Annotated in this window: 16 protein-coding genes, 2 tRNA genes and 1 other RNA gene; 11 read left to right on the top strand and 8 right to left on the bottom strand. The window is 49.5% G+C overall.

Annotated features, from left to right (window positions below; all coding sequences use genetic code 11):
* Positions 1–123 precede the first annotated feature (123 nt).
* A complete protein-coding gene (gene ppsA, locus ETV65_RS04415) occupies positions 124–2,502 on the top strand; it encodes a phosphoenolpyruvate synthase (protein WP_129951714.1) in 2,379 nt (792 codons plus the stop codon).
* Positions 2,503–2,633: 131 nt separating this feature from the next.
* On the opposite strand, the gene rprA is transcribed toward ppsA, so the two are convergent.
* Positions 2,634–2,744: antisense sRNA RprA (rprA, locus tag ETV65_RS04410), an RNA gene on the bottom strand.
* A 190-nt stretch (positions 2,745–2,934) separates the two neighbouring features.
* Positions 2,935–4,032: an AI-2E family transporter YdiK gene (gene ydiK, locus ETV65_RS04405; RefSeq protein WP_129951713.1), complete on the bottom strand. Its 1,098-nt coding sequence runs from the start codon at positions 4,030–4,032 to the stop codon at positions 2,935–2,937.
* Between the two features lie 327 nt (positions 4,033–4,359).
* On the opposite strand from ydiK, the gene ETV65_RS04395 reads away from it, so the two are divergent.
* The gene (locus ETV65_RS04395) at positions 4,360–7,416 is read left to right on the top strand and encodes an FAD-binding and (Fe-S)-binding domain-containing protein (RefSeq protein WP_129951712.1); all 3,057 of its coding nucleotides are present in this window, start codon (positions 4,360–4,362) and stop codon (positions 7,414–7,416) included.
* 15 nt (positions 7,417–7,431) lie between these two features.
* Entirely contained in the window at positions 7,432–7,851 is a 420-nt protein-coding gene (locus tag ETV65_RS04390; RefSeq protein WP_129951711.1) for a hotdog fold thioesterase, read from the top strand.
* 116 nt (positions 7,852–7,967) lie between these two features.
* Here the strand turns inward: ETV65_RS04390 and ETV65_RS04385 are convergent, their stop codons facing one another.
* Entirely contained in the window at positions 7,968–8,372 is a 405-nt protein-coding gene (locus tag ETV65_RS04385) for a hypothetical protein (RefSeq protein ID WP_129951710.1), read from the bottom strand.
* A 457-nt stretch (positions 8,373–8,829) separates the two neighbouring features.
* Between ETV65_RS04385 and sufA the strand changes: the two genes are divergently transcribed.
* The 7 genes from sufA (at position 8,830) to ETV65_RS04350 (ending at position 15,852) form a co-directional block, all read left to right on the top strand.
* On the top strand, positions 8,830–9,201 hold the full coding sequence (gene sufA, locus ETV65_RS04380) for a Fe-S cluster assembly scaffold SufA (protein WP_013576101.1): 372 nt from the start codon (positions 8,830–8,832) through the stop codon (positions 9,199–9,201).
* A 46-nt stretch (positions 9,202–9,247) separates the two neighbouring features.
* The gene (sufB, locus tag ETV65_RS04375) at positions 9,248–10,771 is read left to right on the top strand and encodes a Fe-S cluster assembly protein SufB (RefSeq protein WP_129951709.1); all 1,524 of its coding nucleotides are present in this window, start codon (positions 9,248–9,250) and stop codon (positions 10,769–10,771) included.
* A gap of 122 nt (positions 10,772–10,893) precedes the next feature.
* The gene (sufC, locus tag ETV65_RS04370; protein ID WP_013576099.1) at positions 10,894–11,640 is read left to right on the top strand and encodes a Fe-S cluster assembly ATPase SufC; all 747 of its coding nucleotides are present in this window, start codon (positions 10,894–10,896) and stop codon (positions 11,638–11,640) included.
* Positions 11,615–12,916, top strand: a complete 1,302-nt coding sequence (gene sufD / locus ETV65_RS04365) for a Fe-S cluster assembly protein SufD (RefSeq protein ID WP_129951708.1) — start codon at positions 11,615–11,617, stop codon at positions 12,914–12,916. The genes sufC and sufD overlap by 26 nt, the downstream gene beginning before the upstream one ends.
* On the top strand, positions 12,916–14,136 hold the full coding sequence (gene sufS / locus ETV65_RS04360) for a cysteine desulfurase SufS (RefSeq protein ID WP_129951707.1): 1,221 nt from the start codon (positions 12,916–12,918) through the stop codon (positions 14,134–14,136). The genes sufD and sufS overlap by 1 nt, the downstream gene beginning before the upstream one ends.
* Before the next feature lie 28 nt (positions 14,137–14,164).
* Positions 14,165–14,578 (top strand): cysteine desulfuration protein SufE, encoded by a 414-nt coding sequence (gene sufE, locus ETV65_RS04355; RefSeq protein WP_129951706.1) that lies wholly within the window; start codon positions 14,165–14,167, stop codon positions 14,576–14,578.
* Positions 14,579–14,838: 260 nt separating this feature from the next.
* Positions 14,839–15,852, top strand: a complete 1,014-nt coding sequence (locus ETV65_RS04350) for a L,D-transpeptidase family protein (RefSeq protein WP_129951705.1) — start codon at positions 14,839–14,841, stop codon at positions 15,850–15,852.
* A 206-nt stretch (positions 15,853–16,058) separates the two neighbouring features.
* Here the strand turns inward: ETV65_RS04350 and ETV65_RS04345 are convergent, their stop codons facing one another.
* The 5 genes from ETV65_RS04345 to ETV65_RS04325 form a co-directional block, all read right to left on the bottom strand.
* Positions 16,059–16,295 (bottom strand): major outer membrane lipoprotein, encoded by a 237-nt coding sequence (locus tag ETV65_RS04345; protein ID WP_013576093.1) that lies wholly within the window; start codon positions 16,293–16,295, stop codon positions 16,059–16,061.
* Positions 16,296–16,588: 293 nt separating this feature from the next.
* Entirely contained in the window at positions 16,589–18,001 is a 1,413-nt protein-coding gene (pykF, locus tag ETV65_RS04340; RefSeq protein WP_129951704.1) for a pyruvate kinase PykF, read from the bottom strand.
* Between the two features lie 549 nt (positions 18,002–18,550).
* Positions 18,551–18,627: transfer RNA gene (locus ETV65_RS04335), tRNA-Val, on the bottom strand.
* Positions 18,628–18,656: 29 nt separating this feature from the next.
* Positions 18,657–18,733: transfer RNA gene (locus tag ETV65_RS04330), tRNA-Val, on the bottom strand.
* A 219-nt stretch (positions 18,734–18,952) separates the two neighbouring features.
* The gene (locus tag ETV65_RS04325; RefSeq protein ID WP_129951703.1) at positions 18,953–20,326 is read right to left on the bottom strand and encodes an MATE family efflux transporter; all 1,374 of its coding nucleotides are present in this window, start codon (positions 20,324–20,326) and stop codon (positions 18,953–18,955) included.
* 254 nt (positions 20,327–20,580) lie between these two features.
* Here ETV65_RS04325 and ETV65_RS04320 point away from each other — a divergent pair, with 254 nt between their 5' ends.
* Positions 20,581–21,234: a riboflavin synthase subunit alpha gene (locus ETV65_RS04320; protein WP_129951702.1), complete on the top strand. Its 654-nt coding sequence runs from the start codon at positions 20,581–20,583 to the stop codon at positions 21,232–21,234.
* The last annotated feature ends 20 nt before the right edge of the window (positions 21,235–21,254 follow it).

The raw sequence follows: 21,254 nt of genomic DNA, 5'->3' as shown, positions 1-21,254 counted from the left end.
TTATGCTAGTCTCAAAATGACAGCGTTGTTAAATGACAGAAAAAGCGTCGCCGACAATGGCTGGACAACCGGTGTTGCACGCCTACTGACTTTTACTGTAAATAAATAATAAAGGATTGTTTCATGGCTCATCTCGATCCCGATTTACGCAATGTTATCTGGTACAACCAACTGGGTATGAAGGACGTTGATAAAGTCGGGGGCAAGAACGCATCCCTCGGGGAAATGATCACCAACTTGTCTGATCTGGGTGTTTCAGTTCCCAATGGCTTTGCAACGACGTCGCAGGCATTTAATGATTTTCTCGATCAGAGCGGTGTAAACCACCGAATCCATGAATTACTGGATAAAACAGATGTTGACGATATCGGGCAATTAACCCAGGCGGGTACGCAAATCCGCCAGTGGATCATTGAGACACCGTTCCAGCCTGAACTTGAGAAATCGATCCGTGAGGCCTATCAGCAATTATGCGAAGGTGAGCCTGATGCGTCATTCGCGGTTCGTTCTTCCGCAACAGCCGAAGATATGCCTGATGCGTCATTTGCCGGGCAACAGGAAACCTTCCTTAATGTTCAGGGATTCGATGCCGTACTGACCGCAGTGAAGCATGTTTATGCTTCCTTATTTAATGACCGTGCCATTTCTTATCGTGTGCATCAGGGTTACGATCATCGCGGTGTGGCGCTTTCTGCCGGTGTACAGCGTATGGTGCGTTCTGATCTTGCTTCTGCGGGGGTGATGTTCACTCTGGATACCGAATCTGGTTTTGATCAAGTCGTCTTTATTACCTCGGCTTATGGTCTGGGTGAAATGGTTGTTCAGGGCGCGGTTAACCCTGATGAGTTTTACGTACATAAGCCTACGCTGGAAAAAAATAAGCCCTCTATTGTCCGCCGCACGATGGGCTCGAAGAAAATTCGCATGATATATGCGCCAAGCCAGGAACACGGCAAACAGGTACAGATTGAAGATGTGCCGGCTGAACAGAGCACCCGTTTCTCCCTGACGGATGACGAGGTGCAGGCGCTGGCACGCCAGGCATTATTGATTGAAAAACACTATGGCCGTCCGATGGATATCGAATGGGCGAAAGACGGTCATAACGGCAATCTTTATATCGTGCAGGCGCGTCCGGAGACTGTTCGTTCCAACGGTCAGGTGATGGAACGCTATCAGTTGAATGGTAACAGCAAAGTATTGGTAGAAGGCCGCGCTATAGGCCATCGCATTGGTGCCGGGCCGGTAAAAATCATTCATAATATCAGCGAAATGCATCACGTTAAGGCAGGCGATATTCTGGTGACTGACATGACGGATCCTGACTGGGAGCCCATCATGAAAAAGGCGTCAGCCATTGTCACCAACCGTGGCGGACGTACCTGTCACGCCGCTATCATTGCGCGTGAACTGGGTATTCCTGCGGTAGTCGGTTGTGGTGATGCCACTGAAAAATTGACAGAAAATCAGAAAGTGACCGTTTCCTGTTCTGAAGGCGATACCGGTTATGTCTATCAGGATGAGCTGGACTTTAGCGTCCAGAGTTCTGCTATTGATGAACTGCCAACTTTACCGCTGAAAATCATGATGAATATCGGCAATCCCGATCGCGCCTTCGACTTTGCCTGTCTGCCGAATGAAGGTGTCGGGCTGGCGCGTTTAGAATTTATCATTAACCGCATGATTGGTGTGCATCCGAAAGCATTGCTGGAGTTTGATCAGCAACCTGCCCAATTGCAGGAAACCATCAATAAAATGATTCAGGGCTATGACAGCCCGCGTGAATATTATGTGGCACGTCTGACTGAGGGGATCGCAACACTCGGCGCAGCATTCTGGCCGAAACGGGTGATTGTGCGTTTGTCAGATTTTAAATCAAATGAATATGCCAATCTGGTGGGCGGCGAAAAATACGAACCTCATGAAGAAAATCCGATGCTGGGTTTCCGTGGTGCAGGCCGTTATGTCTCTGACAGCTTCCGCGAGTGTTTCGCACTGGAATGTGAGGCAATGAAGCGTGTCCGTAATGATATGGGGCTGACGAATGTTGAAGTGATGATTCCGTTTGTTCGTACTGTGGCGCAGGCTGAAGCTGTCGTCAAAGAGCTGGCCAGTCAGGGGCTGAAACGGGGCGAAAATGGCCTGAAAGTGATTATGATGTGTGAAATTCCATCCAATGCCTTACTGGCGGATCAGTTCCTTGAACATTTCGACGGTTTCTCTATCGGCTCCAACGACATGACTCAGCTTGCACTTGGGCTGGATCGTGATTCAGGCGTTGTCTCTGAACTCTTTGATGAACGAAACGAGGCTGTTAAAGCCCTTTTGTCGATGGCAATCAAAGCCGCTAAGAAGCAGGGGAAATATGTCGGTATTTGTGGACAGGGGCCTTCAGATCATCAGGATTTCGCACAGTGGCTGATGGAAGAGGGGATCGACAGTTTATCACTGAATCCGGATACCGTAGTACAAACCTGGCTGGCGTTAGCCGAAAGTAAATAAATTCCTAATGCCTGACATTTAGGGCTGTCACTTACAGGTGGCAGCCTTTTTTTACGGGTAGCGTAAATGACGGGAATAAAAATATATGTTGCAGGACTATGGGGGGAAATAGAACTGTAAGGCAAAAAAGTAAAAAAAAAAGCCCGTCATATCAGACAGGCAAAGACTACACACAGCAATTTGGGATATACCAGCTCAGGGGAAAGCTTGTATATAAATCAGTGGGTTGAAATCCGAACTGTTAATAATACTAAGTTTCCCAAGGTATTTAGTCTGTAAGAATTCTCCTAATAGGTATTATTCTCATGCTAATTGATGTGAAGGGAGTTTTTAGTAGGCGTCATTTCAGGAAAGAAGCACAAATAAAGAAAAGGCGCTGCCCGCTTGAATTAACAGGGGACAACGCCTGTGGCACGTTAAAGTGAAATGAAATTATTCATCCAGTGCTTTCAGTGCTTCTTCAGGTGCCATGTCAGGTTCCGGGGCCTCATTGACCCAAAGTGAAATCAACCGATAGGAGACGGCCAGTACAACCGGTCCGATAAACAGGCCAATCATACCGAAAGCAAATAAGCCACCAATAACACCGGACAAGATAAGCAGCATGGGTAAATCCGCACCCATGCGGATCAGAACCGGGCGCAGTACGTTATCCAGGGATCCGACCACGCAACTCCATACCAGCAAGACGGTGCCCCAGGTATTATCGCCGGACCAATACAGCCAGATGATGGCCGGAATCAATACCAGCAGTGGCCCTATTTGTGCGACACAACATACGAACATCACGACAGTCAGCACGGTAGCGTAAGGAATACCCGCGATGGCCAGCCCGATGCCGCCAAGAACAGACTGTACAATTGCAGTGACAACCACACCGAGCGCTACGGCGCGGATGGCTTGTCCGGCTAAAATAACCGCGGCATCACCGCGTTCGGCAGCAAGACGAACTGCGAAATGGCGGATCCCCATCGCAACTTGTTCACCACGGCTATAAAGAAGGGCGCTGAATAACAGCATCAGCGAACAGTGCACGATAAAGCGTCCAAGATGTCCGGCCTGGACGACGAACCACGACGCTGTCTGCCCCACATAAGGCTGCATTTTGCTCATCAGCGCATTCCCGCCACCATTAATCAGCGCATGCCAGCCGATGTAAAGTTTATGACCGACCAGAGGAATGGAGTTCAGCCAGTGGAAATCGGGCATGTGCAATATGGAAGGATTACTCGCAACGGCGACCAAAGGTGCGCCATTTTCAATGGCGCTGCTGACCAGTAAAGCAATAGGCAAAACGAATAAAAGGATCAACAGCAGTGTCATGATGATGACAGCCAGAAAACGGCGTCCCCACAGAACCTTTTGTAGTTTGATCATCAGCGGCCAGGTGGCGATAACCACCATACCAGCCCAGGCGAAGCCCAAAATGAAAGGCTGAACCACCCAGATGCTGGCAATTGTCATCAGGGCAATAAACAGCACCCCGAACATGATCTGGGGTAAGTCATAACGTTTAATTGGGAGATTCATTCATGTTTCTCAATGTGATAAACGAAGTCAGGCACGAACCCTGTGCCTCCAAACACTTTATTCATAAACAGGATGCTAAAAATAAGCATGGAACATACGGCTGCTTTTGGATAGCCCTCCACACAATAAGTTGCAAGACGTTATTGCTGTAAGTGTTTTTTGTGGCGCGTCATGAAACATCTGCAACAAAGATGAACCAGACGGAGCGCTTAAAAACGAAGTATGTTAGTTTTTATTCCGGGTAAAGAATAGGGTGGATCTGCCGGGCAGATCCGGTAGAACGCCTCGGGCCCGCCAGGCATACAACAAAGACAGAGTCATAATTCAATGATCCCACAGATTTCTCAGGCACCGGGTGTCATCCAGCTGGTGCTCGATTTTTTGGAAGCGTTAAAAAGCAATGGTTTTACGGGTGATGTTACAACAACTTATGCCGACAGACTGACGATGGCGACGGACAACAGCGTCTATCAGTTGCTGCCGGATGCGGTCTTATTCCCGATTGCAACGTCAGATGTGGCATTGATTGCCCGTCTTGCCGGGCAGGAACGTTTTAAAACGCTCGTTTTCACTCCACGCGGAGGCGGTACCGGTACCAACGGGCAGTCATTGAACCGCGGCATTGTGGTTGATATGTCCCGTCATATGAACCGCATCCTTGATATCAACCTGGAACAGGGCTGGGTCAAGGTTGAAGCCGGTGTAATTAAAGATCAGCTTAATGATTATCTGCGACCGTTCGGCTTTTTCTTTTCACCCGAGTTATCAACCAGTAACCGTGCGACGCTGGGGGGTATGATTAACACGGATGCGTCCGGTCAGGGGTCGCTGGTTTACGGTAAAACGTCTGATCACGTTCTTGGTGTTCGTGCGATTGTGCTCGGTGGTGAGATGCTGGATACCACCGCTATTCCGACGGCGCTGGCTGATAAGCTGGGCGAAGAGGATTCAGTCATCGGGCGGATTTACCGCACTGTGCTGGACAGTTGTCGCGATAACCGTGCGCTGGTGATCGAAAAATTCCCGAAACTTAACCGCTTCCTCACAGGCTACGATCTGCGCCATGTACTGAGTGACGATCTGCAGACCTTCAACCTGACACGCATTCTGACCGGTTCAGAAGGCTCGCTGGCCTTTATCACCGAAGCACGCCTGAATATCACGCCAATCCCCAAAGTGCGTCGCCTGGTCAATATCAAATACGACTCCTTTAATTCAGCGCTACGTAATGCTCCTTTTATGGTGGAGGCTAAGGCGCTCTCGGTTGAAACTGTGGACTCCAAAGTGCTGAATCTGGCACGTGAAGATATTGTCTGGCACAGCGTTCGTGATTATATCAAGGACGTTGAAGGCTTCGACATGCAGGGGCTGAATATTGTTGAATTTGCCGGAGATGATGCCGACCTGATTGAAACCCAGGTCAGTGCGCTGTGCGAACGTCTGGATAGCCTGATAAGTGATAAAGAAGGCGGTGTTATCGGTTATCAGATTTGCGCCGATCTGGCCGGTATCGAGCGTATTTATAATATGCGTAAGAAAGCCGTCGGTCTGTTGGGCAATGCAAAAGGGCAGGCTAAACCCCTGCCGTTTGCAGAAGACACCTGCGTGCCCCCTCAGCATCTGGCGGATTACATTGTTGAATTTCGGGCGTTACTCGACAGTCATCATCTCAGTTATGGCATGTTCGGGCACGTGGATGCGGGCGTATTGCACGTGCGTCCGGCGCTGGACATGTGCGACCCGCAACAGGAGATATTGCTCAGGCAAATCTCTGATGAAGTTGTCGCGCTGACCGCGAAATACGGGGGGTTACTCTGGGGAGAGCACGGAAAAGGGTTCCGTGCGGAATACAGTCCGGCGTTCTTTGGTGAAGCGCTGTTCCATGAACTGCGTCGGATCAAAACCGTATTCGATCCGGATAACCGCCTCAATCCCGGCAAAATCTGTGCACCGCTTGAGTGTGACGAGCCGATGATGAAAGTTGATGCGCCAAAACGCGGAACCCTCGATCGCCGTATTCCGCTGGAAGTCCGTCAGTCATTCCGCGGCGCGATGGAATGTAATGGTAACGGCCTGTGCTTTAACTTTGATGTGAAAAGTCCGATGTGCCCGTCAATGAAAATCACGGGCAGCCGTATCCACTCTCCAAAAGGTCGCGCGGGTCTGGTACGTGAATGGTTGCGTTTATTGTCAGAACAAGGTGTAGATCCGCTGGCGCTTGAGAATGCGTTGCCGGAAAAAGGCATGAGCTTGCGCAGCCTGATTGACCGTACACGTAATACCTGGCATGCCAATAAAGGGGAATATGATTTCTCCCATGAAGTGAAAGAGGCGATGTCCGGTTGCCTGGCCTGTAAAGCCTGCTCGACACAGTGCCCGATAAAAATTGATGTGCCGGGCTTCCGCTCGCGTTTCCTGCAGCTTTACCACACCCGCTACCTGCGCCCGGCCCGCGATCATTTTGTCGCAGGCGTTGAAAGCTACGCTCCTCTGATGGCCAAAGCCCCTAAGGTGTTCAATTTTTTCCTCAGGCAGCCCTGGTTACGGGAGATGAGCCGGAAAAGCATCGGCATGGTGGATTTGCCTTTACTGTCTTCTCCGACCCTTCGTGAGCAGTTATCAGGGCATCGTGCCAGTAAGATGACACTTGAACAACTGGAGGCCATTCCTCCGGCACAACGGGGTGAATACGTGCTGGTAGTCCAGGATCCCTTTACCAGTTTTTACGACGCACAGGTCGTTGCTGATTTTATCCGTCTGATTGAAAAACTGGGCCTTAAACCCGTTCTGCTGCCTTTTTCACCTAACGGCAAAGCGCAGCATATAAAAGGTTTCCTGACCCGTTTTGCCAAAACAGCGAAGAAAACGTCCCTGTTCCTTAACCGTGTATCACAGTTGGGAATGCCGATGGTGGGTGTTGATCCTGCGCTGGTACTGTGTTATCGCGATGAATATAAAGAAATTCTCGGGGATACGCGCGGATCCTTCCAGGTGCAACTCGTGCATGAATGGCTGGATACCTGGCTGGCGGAGCGTCCGGCGCAACAGCAAAGTGGCGAGGCCTGGTATCTGTTCGGACATTGTACGGAAAGCACTGCCCTGCCAAACAGTAGCAAACAGTGGGGCGATATCTTTGCCCGCTACGGTGCGAAGCTGGAAAACGTCAGTGTCGGGTGCTGTGGAATGGCAGGGACGTATGGCCATGAAACTAAAAATCTTGAAAACTCTCTGGGGATTTATGAGCTTTCCTGGCACACCGCTTTGCAACGGTTACCGCGCCAGCGCTGTCTGGCAACCGGCTATTCCTGTCGCAGCCAGGTAAAACGCATCGAAGGCAACGGCGTTCGCCATCCGTTACAGGCCTTGCTGGAAATCATTCCCTAACCATAAGGAAGCATTATGTCATTCTGGAAACGGAGTACCACGCTGGAAACCCTGAATCAGCGCAGTCAGGGATGTATGGTGGGGCATGTGGGGATTGAGTTCACGCAACTGGGTGAGGATTTCCTTGAAGCAACCATGCCGGTAGATGCACGCACTACCCAGCCATTTGGCTTGCTGCACGGCGGCGCATCCGTTGTTCTGGCGGAAACCATGGGGTCGATGGCAGGTTATTTATGCTGTGAAGGGAATCAAACCGTGGTGGGAGTGGAAATTAATGCCAGCCATATGCAGTCTGCAAGGGAAGGACATGTGCGCGGTGTCTGCCGCGCATTGCGCACCGGTCGCCGCAGCCAGGTCTGGCAGATTGAGATTTTTGATCAGAAAGGGAATCTGTGCTGTGTATCGCGGCTGACGACCATGGTGATCGATCATTGATACGCGTTATTAATCAATCCTGATCACGGAGTCAGACACGTAACAAGCGGATGCATGATGAATGTATCCGCTTTTTTATTGGGCTGAACAAAACTGGCTAACCTATTGAAAATAAATTAAAGCTGAAAAGGAACACGTTTGGCGAAGTCAGTTTGAAATGCCGTTGCTTTTTCCCAGATGCCCATCATGGCATAATACTGACAAATGAGTTTTAACGTGTGCCGCGCAAAATGGTAACTCTGAACACGGAAGAGTTCACAACGTACCACGCTGTTGATTTCCAGGATCAGGCGGTTATGCAATTTGCATAAAGCATGAAGATAACTGTGATCATCTCCGTTCTGCAGGCACAGATTGGCCATATCGAGGCAAAGGCTGTTGAAGCGTTTGAGCTGACAAAGATGCGCATCCGGGCGTCGTAAGGCAGCATCTGCCATATAAAAATCCACGGTGGCATCGCGGACACTTGATTTATATTCGTCGATCTTGCCTTGCAACCACGCATTTACCGATTGAGTCATTCTCAATATTCCGGGTTATCTGAATGATAATCATTATCAAATAATAAACATCATATTGGCAAAAAATCGCCGGATCAACGTTTTCATGCGCTTTTTTTATTTTTGTGGGGCTTAAGGCAGTAAGCAAAAAGAGCTTTAATTCTTCGGATATGGCTAATTCATAAATAGGCATTTCCGATGAATGTTTTATAATAGATACATTGAAAGCTATTAAACCTTACCTTTTATAAGGTTTATTTTAATTTTTAACAAAAAATTGACAACTTATTCAATCAGTTGATGGTTGCGGTGTTCAAGACCCGCCAGCGGCCGGATGTAAAGACGACGCACATTGAGTGTCTTTCCTCGTGTGTCATCGCTATACCCTCTTAAAACAAGAGGTTGAAGTGATTAACGTTATCACTAGAATAGAGACAATAGGTCTTGTCTATGACCGTAAAATTATGAGGTAAGACAGATGCAAACTGAAACTGTCGGCTCTTTCTCTTTAGACGACAACGTATGGCAAGGTGTTAGCCTGACTGATTCTGCAGCGAAACAGATTAATACTCTGGTGGCACAGGATCCCGAAGTTAAAGGTCTTCAGCTCTCCGTGAAACAGTCGGGGTGTGCCGGCTTTGGCTACGTTCTGGATTTAACCAAACAACCGGCCAGCGATGACCTGGTGTTTGAACATGACGGCGCTTTGCTGTTTGTTCCGCTGAAGGCCATGCCTTTCATCGACGGAACCGAGGTGGATTTTGTCCGCGAAGGACTCAATCAGATATTTAAATTCAATAATCCTAAAGCTCAGCATGCCTGCGGGTGTGGTGAAAGTTTCGGCGTTTAAAACTTTCAGTTTCTAAGATTATTGTAAACAAAGCGATGTAACCAACATGTCACGAAGCAACGTAGAAATTCCAGATGATGTGCAGTCTTGGGTCGGCGAGGGGACGAATTACAAGGAAGGGTTCTTTACCCAGCTGGCAACCGATGAATTAGCATCAGGCATCAACGAAGATGTAGTGCGTGCGATTTCCGCAAAGCGCAACGAGCCTGAGTGGATGCTGGAGTTCCGTCTGCAGGCTTATCATGCCTGGTTGAAAATGGAAGAGCCACACTGGCTGAAGGCGTACTATACGCCTCTGGATTACCAGGATTACAGCTACTATTCCGCGCCATCCTGTGGCAGCTGCGATGATAGCTGTGGCTCACAACCGGGGGCGACGCAGCAATCTGGCGGCGAATCCCTGGGGGTTCCTGCGGGCGAAGCAAACAATTATCTGACCAGCGAAGTTGAAAAGGCTTTCGAACAGCTGGGCGTTCCGGTTCGTGAAGGTAAAGAAGTCGCTGTCGATGCGATTTTTGACTCCGTTTCTGTCTCCACAACGTATCGCGAAAAGCTGGCTGAATCGGGCGTCATTTTCTGCTCATTCGGTGAAGCTATTCATGAATATCCTGATCTGGTGCGTAAATACCTCGGTACCGTTGTTCCCGCTCAGGATAACTTCTTTGCGGCACTGAATGCGGCTGTAGCTTCTGATGGTACGTTTGTTTATGTGCCAAAAGGTGTGCGCTGCCCAATGGAGTTGTCGACCTACTTCCGCATAAATGCTGCGAAAACCGGTCAGTTTGAACGTACGATCCTGATTGCTGATGAAGGCAGTTATGTCAGTTACATCGAAGGCTGTTCCGCACCGGTGCGTGACACCTATCAGCTCCATGCTGCGGTGGTTGAAGTGATCCTGCACAAAGACGCTGAAGTGAAATATTCCACAGTGCAGAACTGGTTCTCCGGTAGCAAAGACAGCAGCGGCGGTATTTTAAACTTCGTGACTAAACGTGCATTGTGCGAAGGCGCAGGCTCGAAGATGTCCTGGACCCAGTCTGAAACCGGCTCAGCCATCACCTGGAAATACCCGAGCGTTATTCTCAAAGGGGATAACTCAATTGGTGAATTCTTCTCGGTTGCGCTGACCAGCGGTAAACAGCAGGCGGATACCGGTACCAAAATGATCCACATTGGTAAAAATACCAAGTCGACCATTATCTCCAAAGGTATTTCCGCCGGTCACAGCCAGAACAGCTACCGCGGTCTGGTGAAGATCCTGCCAAGTGCAGAAAACGCCCGCAACTTTACGCAGTGCGATTCCATGCTGATTGGTGCCGACAGTGCCGCGCATACGTTCCCGTATGTTGAAGTGCGCAATAATACGGCTCAGCTGGAACATGAAGCCACGACGTCAAAAATCGGCGATGACCAACTGTTCTACTGTCTGCAACGTGGTATCAGCGAAGATGATGCTATTTCCATGATTGTAAATGGTTTCTGTAAAGATGTCTTTTCTGAGCTGCCGCTGGAGTTTGCTGTCGAAGCACAGAAACTGCTGGCGATCAGCCTTGAACACAGCGTCGGTTAATTCGCCGTACGCTCTCCTGACGTCGCAGCAGGGTGGTGAGGTGCACGACGCACAGGTTTGAGTTCATTAAAGTCACAGCATAAACAGAATTAAGGCGCGCAGGCGCAAACTCAAGGATACGTATGTTAAGCATTAAGAATTTGAAGGTCCGTGTCGAAGAAAAGGAAATTCTGAAAGGACTTGATCTGGAGATTAAACCGGGTGAAGTACACGCCATTATGGGGCCGAACGGCTCAGGCAAAAGTACGCTCTCCGCGACACTGGCTGGCCGTGAAGATTACGAAGTGACTGACGGTTCCGTGATCTTCAACGGTAAAGATTTGCTGGAACTCGCCCCGGAAGACCGCGCGGGTGAAGGTGTGTTTATGGCTTTCCAGTATCCGGTAGAAATCCCGGGCGTGACCAACCATTTCTTCCTGCAAACGGCGGTAAACGCGGTACGTAAATACCGCGGGCAGGAGCCGATGGATCGCTTTGACTTTGCAGATTTCATCGAAGAAAAAATTGCGATGCTGAAGATGCCTGCCGATTTGCTGACCCGTTCAGTGAATGTAGGTTTCTCCGGTGGTGAGAAAAAGCGTAACGATATTCTGCAAATGGCGGCGCTTGAGCCAAACCTGTGCATCCTTGATGAAACTGACTCCGGTCTGGACATTGATGCGCTGAAGATTGTTTCTGATGGTGTTAACACACTGCGTGACGGCAAGCGTTCATTCGTTATTGTCACCCACTACCAGCGTATCCTCGACTACATCAAGCCTGACTACGTGCACGTTTTGTATCAGGGCCGCATTGTTAAATCCGGCGATTTCACCTTGGTTAAACAGTTAGAGGAGCAAGGTTATGGCTGGCTTACCGACGAAGAGTAATGTCCCTGCGGCGGGCAGTTCGCACGCCATGCAGCAACTTTACCGCCTTTTTGAAAGCCGCGGGGGGGAGCAGTCGCCCCACGCGCATGCCCATTGGCAACAGGTGTTGCGCCTTGGTTTTCCGCACGCAAAACTGGAAGACTGGAAATACACGCCGGTTTCCTCACTGCTGGGTAATCAATTCTTCGCTCCTCAGCAGCAGGCGCTGACGGTTGAGAAAATCAAATCTCTGGCGTTGCCGCTGGATTGTTACCGCCTGGTTTTCGTGGATGGTCGTTTCGATGCGAGCCTCAGCGACAGTGATACCGGTGCGTTTGAAATCGAAAAACTGAACGCGTCCGGGCAACAAACATTACCGGATCCGATTCAGTCAGAGGTGTTTTTACATCTGACAGAAAGCCTGGCGCAGGATTCTTTCTCCGTGCGTTTGCCTGTGGGCAAGCAGGCTGATAAGCCGTTGTATCTGCTGCATCTGAGCAGTGGTCGTGAGCAGTCACGCGAAATGAATACCGTTCATCATCGTTATCATCTGGCGATTGAAAATGGCGCGAATGCTGAAGTGATTGAACATTACCTGAGTCTGAATGAGCAGGGACATTTCACCGGTGCACGTATGACGGTAAATGTGGGCGATAATGCAGATTTCACGCATTACAAACTGGCATTTGAAAGCCAGGCCAGTTTCCACTTTTCGCATAATGATCTGGTCATCGGGCGCGATGCCCGTGTTTCCAGCCACAGCTTCCTGCTGGGCGCGGGTCTGACCCGTAATAATACCAGTGTGCAGCTGAACGGCGAAAACAGCAATCTGGATATCAACAGTCTGGTTCTGCCGGTTGATTCTGAAATTGCCGATACACGCACATATCTCGAACACAACAAAGGTTATTGCAACAGCAACCAGTTGCATAAAGTGATCGTCAACGATCGTGCTAAAGCGATTTTTAACGGCATGATCAAAGTGGCTCAGCACGCACTGAAAACGGACGGCAAAATGACCAACAACAACTTGTTGCTGGGCAAACACACTGAAGTTGATACCAAACCTCAGTTGGAAATTTATGCCGATGACGTGAAGTGCAGCCACGGTGCGACAGTGGGTCGTATTGATGACGAACAGCTTTTCTATCTGCGTACCCGTGGGATTAGCGGGCAGGATGCTCAGCAAATGATCATCTTTGCTTTTGCCGCTGAACTGACGGAAGCCATTGAGAATGAAACCCTGCGTGAAGTCGTCATTGCCCGTATTGCAGGCAGACTAAATCGAGGTAAGTAATGAGTTTTCCACTGGAAAAAGTACGTAGCGATTTCCCTGTGCTGAGCCGTGAAGTTAACGGCCAGCCGCTGGCCTACCTTGACAGCGCGGCCAGCGCACAGAAACCGCATCAGGTCATTCAACGTGAAATGGCTTTCTTCGAGCAAGGTTATGCTGCGGTTCACCGTGGCATTCATACCATGAGCGCGGAAGCGACGGAGCAGATGGAAAACGTCCGCACTCAGGCCGCCCGTTTCATGAATGCCGCATCGGCGGAAGAAATTGTCTTCGTCAAAGGTTCCACGGAAGCCATTAACCTGGTCGCCAATACCTGGGGGCGTGAGTTTTTACACGCCGGCGACCACATCATTCTGACTGAAATGGAACACCACGCGAACATCGTGCCATGGCAGATGCTGGCGAAAGAACGTGAGCTTCATATTGATGTCTGGCACCTGACACCGGAAGGTGAGCTGGATTTATCACAGCTTGAATCACTGATCACGCCACGCACAAAACTGCTGACGTTAGCGCATGTTTCCAATGTATTAGGCACGGTTAACCCGATCGAAAAAATCATTCCGCAGGCTAAAGCTGCCGGCCTGACCGTTCTGGTCGATGGTGCGCAGGCGGTCATGCATCAGGCGGTTGATGTGCAGGCGCTGGGCTGTGATTTCTATGTCTGGTCAGGACATAAACTCTACGGCCCGACCGGTATTGGTATCCTGTACGGGCGCAAAGCCCTGCTGGATCAGATGCCGCCGTGGGAAGGTGGTGGCTCGATGATCAAGCATGTCAGCCTGACAGAAGGCACCACATTCACGGCAGCTCCATGGCGCTTTGAAGCTGGCACACCCAATACCGGCGGTATTATGGGATTGGGTGCGGCAATGGAATATGTCACTGCTCTGGGGCTGGAAAATATCCATGCTTATGAACAGGACCTGATGAGTTATGCGCTCAATGCGATGGCACAGGTGCCAGATATTCAGATTTACGGCCCGGCTACCCGTGCAGGCGTTATCGCGTTTAATCTGGGTAAACACCATGCGTACGACGTCGGCAGCTTCCTTGATCAATACGGTATTGCCATCCGCACCGGTCACCATTGTGCGATGCCATTAATGTCCTTCTACGGTGTTCCGGCTATGTGCCGTGCGTCACTCGCGATGTACAATACCCGTGAAGAAGTCGACCGTTTGGTCGCGGGGCTGCAACGTATTCACCGGTTGTTGGGTTAATCCTGACAGCCCAGATCAGGATGTCTTTATGGCTTTGCCAGATAAAAACAAGTTAGTCAGAAATTTTTCCCGATGCCCGAATTGGGAAGAAAAATATCTGTACGTGATTGAGCTGGGTGGCCAGTTACCCGCCTTAGCGGAAGAGCACCGTCAGGACCAAAACCTGATTTCCGGTTGTCAGAGCCAGGTATGGATTGTCATGCGTACCGATGAGAAGGGGGCACTGACTTTCGAAGGTGACAGTGATGCAGCCATTGTTAAAGGCCTGGTCGCGATTGTCTTTAGCCTGTATCAGGGCCTGACGCCTCGCGATGTGGTGGAACTGGATGTACGTCCTTTTTTCACTGAGCTTGAACTGAGTCAGCATCTGACGCCTTCACGCTCACAAGGGCTGGAAGCGATGATTCGCTCTATCCGCGCTAAAGCAGCAGAGCTCTCTTAATACTGGTGCTGCTGCATTGTCTTGCTCATTAGGAATTGTCTGCTAATGAGCAAGGCAGAACGCTTATTTCCCCCCGTTTATTTCCTTTTACTCCTGATTTTTCAATTCACTATCCTTCTGGGTTTTATCCTGACTTCTGTAAGGTAACTTTCTGATTTACAGTGGTTTGATTGCCATGAAATTCTGCGCTGCTACTATTACCTGACAAGATCATTGCCTTGCCTCAGATTCGCTGAGTGCAGGCCGAAAAAGGACTGAGTATGAGACGCGCATTACCCCTTCTGGCAATGTTAGTTGGCACACTGGTAGCAACGCATTCCATGACCGCAAGTGCGGCAGAATATCCACTGCCGCCGGATAATAGCCGCCTGATTGGTGAAAATACGACATATGTGGTGCCCAACGACGGTAAACCGCTGGAAGATGTGGCGGCCAAATACCAAATTGGGCTGATCGCGATGCTGGAAGCGAATCCGGGAACAGACCCTTATTTGCCCAAAGCGGGCACCGTGCTGACTATCCCATCGCAAATGCTGTTACCGGATACCAAACGTGAAGGGATTGTCGTCAACCTGGCGGAGCTGCGCCTTTACTACTATCCGAAGGGCGAGAATAAAGTCATTGTTTATCCGATCGGTATCGGCCAGTTAGGGCGTAACACACCGGAGATGGTGACCTCTGTCAGCCAGAAGATCCCGAATCCTACCTGGACGCCCACCGCCAATATTCGTAAAGCCTATCTGAAAGAGGGGATTACATTACCGGGGATGGTGCCGGCCGGGCCGGATAATCCGATGGGCTTGTTTGCAATGCGTCTGTCGGCAGGCTCAGGACAGTATCTGATCCACGGGACCAATGCGAATTTCGGCATTGGTATGCGTGTGAGTTCCGGTTGTATCCGTCTGCGTCCAGACGATATCGAAGCGCTGTTTAACTCGGTGCCAAAAGGGACGCGTGTACAAATTGTGAATCAGCCTATCAAGTTTGATGTCGAACCGGATGGTAAACGTTATATCGAGGTACATCAGCCGTTGTCTCACACAGAGAAAGATGATCCGCAAACCAAACCGATCCCACTGACCGCTGCAATGAAGAAATTCATTAAACACGATGACACCAACGCCGCGATGGTAAAAGAAGCGATTACACGGCGTTCTGGTATGCCGGTTGTGGTCAGTGTCGGCGCTAAAGCAGGAAACACACCACCTGCTGTCAACCCGCCACAAATGGCGAATTCGGGCGAACCGGCGGTTAATACAGCCAGCACCCAGTAAACGTTCGCAGAACCACAGCAGAAACGATTTAAACTCCAGGGGCCTGTAGGGTCCCTTTTTTGTGTCTGACATTCACCTGAGCGATAGAGCGCGTTTTAAAGGGGAGGTTTGATGATGATTTAAAGTCGTCAGGGGAGGAGAAAAGCACAAATAGCAGATAAAAAAAATGGCGCACTGAGTGCGCCATTGAACTAGAGAAGTAAATATTACTTCTTGTAAGCGTGAGCTTGGTTGTCCAGACGTTGGTTAGCGCGAGCTGCATCGTCTTTAGCTGCTTGAACGTCAGAACGGATTGCGTTCACGTCGTTGCTCAGTTGGTCAACTTTAGAGTTCAGAGTAGAAACGTCTGAAGACAGTTGGTCGATTTTAGCATTGCTTGAACAACCAGCCAGCATAGTTGAAGCCAGGATTACAGCGCCCAGTACCAGTTTAGTGCGATTCATTATAAAACCCTCTAGATTAAGTTAATCTCCATGTAGCGTTACAAGTATTACACAAACTATTTTCTAATGAGAATAATTTTTTGCCGGTTAACGCTATATTTTGATCGTTCGCTCAAAGAAACATCTTTTTTTACGAAAAAGTTAAAAATTGCAGCGAAAACAGCCGTATTCCATGGGACTTATCCCAATTTTGCTGCTACTGCATTTAGCACTTTTTATGAAAGAAGATACTTTTTGAATAAATAAACGCCACATTTCGTGGCGTTTATTAATGCTCGTGGTCACGTTTTTAATTAAACAACATGCACCGATGAAGTATTGGTTGTGCCGCTCTGAACCAGGGCGCCAGAAACCATCACTACGATATCACCTTTCTGTGCCAGACCGCTTTCGATAGCCGCTTCTTTACCGATACGGTAGAAGTCGTCAGTGGAAGCAATCTCTTTGACCAGCTGAGTCACAACGCCTTTGGTCAGGATAAGCTGACGTGCAGTGATTTCGTTAGTGGTCAGGGCAAGGATAGTCGCATGCGGGAAGTATTTACGCACGGCTTTTGCTGATTTACCGCCGCTGGTGGCAACGACGATCAATGGCGCGTCCAGTTTCTCAGCAGTTTCAACAGCACCACGGCATACAGCTTCTGTGATACGCAGCTTACGGTTGTCATTCTGGCCATCAATGCGACTCTGCATCACGCGGTCAGTACGGTCACAGATGGTTGCCATGATAGTGACAGCTTCCAGCGGGTATTTACCTTTCGCACTTTCGCCAGACAGCATCACTGCATCGGTGCCGTCAATGATGGCGTTCGCTACGTCGCCAGCTTCTGCACGGGTAGGGCGTGGGTTTTTGATCATGGAATCGAGCATTTGCGTTGCGGTGATAACCACTTTGCGTGCACGGTTACATTTCTCAATCATCATCTTCTGCGCGAAGATCACTTCTTCAACCGGGATTTCAACGCCCAGGTCACCACGTGCAACCATGATGCCGTCTGAGGCTTCGAGAATTTCGTCGAAGTTGTTCAGACCTTCCTGGTTTTCGATTTTGGAGATGATCTGGATGTGTTCGCCACCGTGTGCTTTCAGGTGCTCACGAATCTCCAGAACGTCAGAACGTTTACGGATGAAAGAAGCCGCGACAAAGTCAACGCCTTGCTCACAGCCGAAGATCAGATCACGTTTATCTTTTTCAGCCAGCGCTGGCAGTGCGATAGAAACACCTGGCAGGTTGACACCTTTGTTCTCACCCAGATCGCCGTTGTTCAGTACCTTACAGGTCACTTCGGTTTCGGTGACATTTGTCACTTCCATACCAATCAGGCCGTCATCGACCAGAATGGTGTTACCAATTTTCAGGTCAGCAGCAAAGCCCTGATAAGTAACCGCTACGCGTTCGGTGTTACCGATAACGCTTTGATCGGTGGTGAAAGTATAAGTCTGACCCGCAACCAGAGAAGCATCTTTGCCGCCTTCCAGTTTCATGGTGCGGATTTCCGGACCTTTAGTGTCCAGCAAAATGGCCGCTTTGTGACCGGTCTTCACCATCACGTTGCGGATATTTTGAATGCGCTGGCCGTGCTCTTCATAATCACCGTGAGAGAAGTTCAGACGCATTACGTTCATGCCTGCATCAAGCAGTTTGGTCAGCATTTCTTCGGATTCGGTTTTCGGACCGATGGTACAAACAATTTTGGTCTTTTTCATGACGATTTTATCTACAAGTTGTGATGGATTGGAAAAGCGTTTGCCTGACAGCGGTGCTGCCCGCGCGGAATTGAGGTCTTGCCTGGTTGAATCAAATCATTACTAAGCGTAGAAGACTGTGAAAGGAATGGTGTAGTAAGTTCAGCCAAAGCATAGCGATTTGTGCGATTTATCATCGCTACTGGAGTGATCACGCTTTTGTAATTGCGATATCGACAGATCAAGGGGCTGAAACCATTCAATCGAAGAGACGATGCGTATTATAGAGGGGAACCGGGTGGGAAACCAAATAAAAAACGTGATGCGGCGCAAGCTTAGGGCAGATTTCGGAACGTTGTTTTGAAATTATCCAATGCGGGCAGGGTGGAAAGCGGAAGAGATAACGGTTTGTTCACGCTATTGCAAAAAAAGGAACAGGCAGGAAATAATCTTAAATAATACAAACGGATGACTTAACATAAATTCACGCACGAATCTAAAGTGTCGTCAGAAGTGATTTCAGATTGTTCAGGGAGTTTACGGCAGAAGGGAAGGTTCAGAAGATTGCTTTGGTGCGTCCGAGTGGACTCGAACCACCGACCCCCACCATGTCAAGGTGGTGCTCTAACCAACTGAGCTACGGACGCACAATATGCAATGGTCTTGCTAAGAAAGATGGTGCGTCCGAGTGGACTCGAACCACCGACCCCCACCATGTCAAGGTGGTGCTCTAACCAACTGAGCTACGGACGCATCGTTTTTCTTTTTCGTCAGCCAGTGTTGGCGACGGGGACGAATATTAACGACCTCTCTGAGTACTGGCAAGGGAAAAAAGACATTTTCCTGTCATAATGTGTGTGACTGCCGACCTTATGTGCATTGCGTTGTTTTTTTAGACATAACAGCCTGCACAAAGGCTGAAAAATCCGTACGCCGGTACACCTATGCACAGCGCACGGAAAAGCCGCGGGATTAACGGCCCGCTTTTTGCAAAATAGTATAAGAGGGTTGTTTTTGTAACCAGCGCATCCGCAATGTCATCATCAGCGCGGCAAAAGTCAGCCCCAAAATAAACCCGCACCAGAAACCGCTTGGCCCCATTCGTGGAACCAGAATATCCGTCAGTCCGAGAGTGTACCCTACCGGCAGACCCAGCACCCAGTAAGCGACGAACGTAATGTAGAAGATCGAACGTGTATCTTTATAGCCCCGCAAAATGCCACTGCCGATAACCTGAATCGCATCTGAAATCTGAAACAACGCAGCAAAGATCAGCAGATGGGAAGCCAGCGTGACGACTTCCGGGCTGTCATTATAAAGTGAGGCGATATGCTCGCGAAAAATGATGGCCGTCACGCTTGTGCAGCAGGCCATCATTATCCCCGTTCCGATACTGGTATAGGCTGCAACCTTTGCGCCTTCAACCGAAGATTCACCTAAACGGGACCCTACGCGAATAGTGGCTGCAACACCTAAAGACAGCGGTATAACGAACATAAGCGAACCGACGTTCAGCGCAATCTGGTGACTGGCCACGGCAACAATCCCCAACGGGGAGACCAGCAGGGCAACGATCGCAAACAGTGTCACTTCGAAAAATAATGCCAGTGCGATAGGCATACCCAGCTGGATAAGGCGACGTAGTGTCGGCCAGTCGGGTTTCGCAAACCGTGAATGTGGCTGAGTGTCACGCAGTGCACGATTGCGGCGGACATAAATCCGCATCATGAAGAACATGACCCAATACACTGTGCCCGTCGCGACACCACAACCGACACCCCCGAGTGCGGGGGCGCCGAACTTCCCGTATATAAAAATGTAATTAACGGGAATATTGACCAGCAGGCCGATAAAGCCGAATACCATGCCTGGTTTGGTTTTTGACAAACCTTCACACTGGTCACGCAGCACCTGGAAAAATAAATAGCCCGGCGCGCCCCACATAATGGCATGCAGGTAGCCGACGGCTTTTGCTTTCAGCTCAGGATCAATGTTATGCATCAGGCTAAGAATATGGTCGCACTGATACAGCACCGCGATGATCAGCACCGAAACACCCGAAGCCAGCCAGAACCCTTGCTGAACCTGATGACCAATTTTATCGCGACGCCCGGCACCATTTAAATGCGCGACAGTGGGGGTCAGTGACAACAGTAAACCGTGTCCGAATAAAATCGCCGGCAACCAGATTGAGGTGCCGACAGCCACGGCAGCCATGTCCGTGGCACTGACCGAACCCGCCATTATTGTGTCCACTACGCCCATGGATGTCTGCGCAATTTGCGCAAGGATGACCGGGATGGCAAGCGCTAACAGAACCCGCGCTTCTGCAAGGTACTTCTGCACAGATACACCTTTTTATTTGATTATATTGAATAAAAAATGCCATGACAGATGGCATGGAACAGAGGGAAATAGTCCGAAGATTGTACATTGTCGGTATTTTTAAGCAAACAAAGCTGTTAATGGTCAGTTAAATAATGAAATTGAAGCAGACGGTGCTATTTCTTATCGCAGAGAATTGGCTTTCAATTAATTCTGCGGCAAACTGACCGGAGTGACGTTTTAATACAGCAGTTTTAAACATTGAGGAAAAGGCTATGTTTACCGGAATTGTACAGGGAACCGGCACGGTCGTATCGATCGACGAGAAACCTAACTTCCGTACCCATGTGGTTCGTTTACCTGAAAATATGCTGGATAACCTGCAGCTTGGCGCATCGGTGGCACACAATGGTTGCTGCCTGACCGTCACTGAGGTTAACGGTGATCTGGTCAGTTTTGATCTGATGAAAGAAACCTTGCGTCTGACGAATCTCGGTGAACTGAAAGAGGGTGATCCGGTTAATCTGGAACGTGCAGCGCGATTTAATGATGAAATTGGCGGGCATTTAATGTCTGGTCATATTATTTGCACGGCAGAAGTGGCAAAAATCCTGACCTCAGAAAATAACCGTCAGATCTGGTTTCGCATGCCGCATGAAGATTTGATGAAATATGTATTACATAAAGGTTATATCGGTATTGACGGTATTAGTCTCACTATCGGTGAAGTGACCCGCACCCGTTTTTGTGTGCATTTAATTCCGGAAACATTGCAACGCACGACGTTGGGCACAAAACGTCTGGGTGACAAAATTAATATCGAAATCGACCCGCAAACCCAGGCGATTGTCGATACGGTAGAACGTGTATTAGCCAGCCGTGAAGCGGCTATCGCCACGGCGCAGGCGATGATCGATAAAGCGCAATAGCATCTCAGGCTTTTTATTCG

This window comes from Rahnella sp. RFA10(1/100), assembly GCF_004195115.1.
GTDB classification, from domain to species: domain Bacteria; phylum Pseudomonadota; class Gammaproteobacteria; order Enterobacterales; family Enterobacteriaceae; genus Rahnella; species Rahnella perminowiae.
This window is presented reverse-complemented; position numbering and strand designations above follow the sequence as displayed.

Bases quoted from the DNA above. Each gene is read 5' to 3' on its own strand.
- ppsA (WP_129951714.1), top strand. From the start codon at position 124: ATGGCTCATCTCGATCCCGATTTACGCAATGTTATCTGGTACAACCAA.
- ydiK (WP_129951713.1), bottom strand. From the start codon at position 4,032: ATGAATCTCCCAATTAAACGTTATGACTTACCCCAGATCATGTTCGGG.
- ETV65_RS04395 (WP_129951712.1), top strand. From the start codon at position 4,360: ATGATCCCACAGATTTCTCAGGCACCGGGTGTCATCCAGCTGGTGCTC.
- ETV65_RS04390 (WP_129951711.1), top strand. From the start codon at position 7,432: ATGTCATTCTGGAAACGGAGTACCACGCTGGAAACCCTGAATCAGCGC.
- ETV65_RS04385 (WP_129951710.1), bottom strand. From the start codon at position 8,372: ATGACTCAATCGGTAAATGCGTGGTTGCAAGGCAAGATCGACGAATAT.
- sufA (WP_013576101.1), top strand. From the start codon at position 8,830: ATGCAAACTGAAACTGTCGGCTCTTTCTCTTTAGACGACAACGTATGG.
- sufB (WP_129951709.1), top strand. From the start codon at position 9,248: ATGTCACGAAGCAACGTAGAAATTCCAGATGATGTGCAGTCTTGGGTC.
- sufC (WP_013576099.1), top strand. From the start codon at position 10,894: ATGTTAAGCATTAAGAATTTGAAGGTCCGTGTCGAAGAAAAGGAAATT.
- sufD (WP_129951708.1), top strand. From the start codon at position 11,615: ATGGCTGGCTTACCGACGAAGAGTAATGTCCCTGCGGCGGGCAGTTCG.
- sufS (WP_129951707.1), top strand. From the start codon at position 12,916: ATGAGTTTTCCACTGGAAAAAGTACGTAGCGATTTCCCTGTGCTGAGC.
- sufE (WP_129951706.1), top strand. From the start codon at position 14,165: ATGGCTTTGCCAGATAAAAACAAGTTAGTCAGAAATTTTTCCCGATGC.
- ETV65_RS04350 (WP_129951705.1), top strand. From the start codon at position 14,839: ATGAGACGCGCATTACCCCTTCTGGCAATGTTAGTTGGCACACTGGTA.
- ETV65_RS04345 (WP_013576093.1), bottom strand. From the start codon at position 16,295: ATGAATCGCACTAAACTGGTACTGGGCGCTGTAATCCTGGCTTCAACT.
- pykF (WP_129951704.1), bottom strand. From the start codon at position 18,001: ATGAAAAAGACCAAAATTGTTTGTACCATCGGTCCGAAAACCGAATCC.
- ETV65_RS04320 (WP_129951702.1), top strand. From the start codon at position 20,581: ATGTTTACCGGAATTGTACAGGGAACCGGCACGGTCGTATCGATCGAC.